This is a genomic window from Streptomyces sp. WAC06614 (assembly GCF_003949795.1).
In the GTDB taxonomy this organism is placed as follows: domain Bacteria; phylum Actinomycetota; class Actinomycetes; order Streptomycetales; family Streptomycetaceae; genus Streptomyces.
The window spans coordinates 1-857 of record NZ_RPRY01000736.1 but is presented as its reverse complement, the minus strand read 5'-3'; the positions used below and the strand labels follow the sequence as shown (position 1 = coordinate 857).

Here is an 857-nt window from a genome sequence, read left to right as displayed (position 1 = left end):
AGGGAGAAGGCCCGGCCGTAGTTGGTGCGCCCCATCCGGGCCGCGTGCTCGGTCGCCTTCGTCAGCTCGGTCATCGTGTCGACCAGGTCGGCGCCGGGCTTGAAGTAGGACGTGACCTCGTGGATCTCGTCGACGAAGGTGAACGCGCGCACCTTGCCGAACTGCTCACGCAGCGCGAAGACGAGCATCAGCGTGAACGTCGCGAAGTTGGACACCGAGCCCGACACGTCGCACAGGATCACCAGCTCGGTGCGGTGCGGCCGCTTCGGCCTGAAGCGCAGGTCGACGGGGACGCCGCCGGTGGACATCGAGGACCGGAGCGTACGCCGCAGATCCACCGCTCCTCGCCGGCGGGCGTGATGCTCCTGGGTGAGCCGCGTCGCCAGCCGGCGCGCCAACGGGTAGATCTCGCGCCGCAGCGCCTCGAGGTCGGCCCGCCGCGCGTGCAGGAAGTCGAGCTTCTCGATGGTGGGGCGTACGGCGATCTTGGCGATCTGCTCGGGGCCCTTCTCCTCCGCGATCCGGCGACGAGCGTCGGCCTCCACCAGGCCCGCGAAACGGTCCACCCGACGGGTGCCGACCCGGGCAGCCTCCTCGTCGGTCCAGCCGCCCTGCTGGAGCCCCTCGATGAGTCGCGAGGTGAGCTCGTCGGTCGAGAGCCGGCGCAGCGCGGTGTAGGACGACCACGAGCTCAGCCCGGGGCCGCGACCGGGCATCGCGCCGAAGCGCGCCACCGCCTCGGCGGCCAGCTGACGGAGCATCTCGACGTCGTCGGCCTCCAGCGCCTCGCTCAGTCGCGAGGTGAACTCGGAGAGCGCCTCGGGCCCGTCCTTCGCCACCCCGGCGGCCTCGGCCTC

The 857-nt window shown here is 71.8% G+C and carries 1 protein-coding gene; it reads right to left on the bottom strand.

What is annotated here, in order from left to right:
• The coding region (locus EF918_RS36215) for a VWA domain-containing protein (protein ID WP_125653022.1) at nucleotides 1-857 on the bottom strand (857 nt) is incomplete at both ends.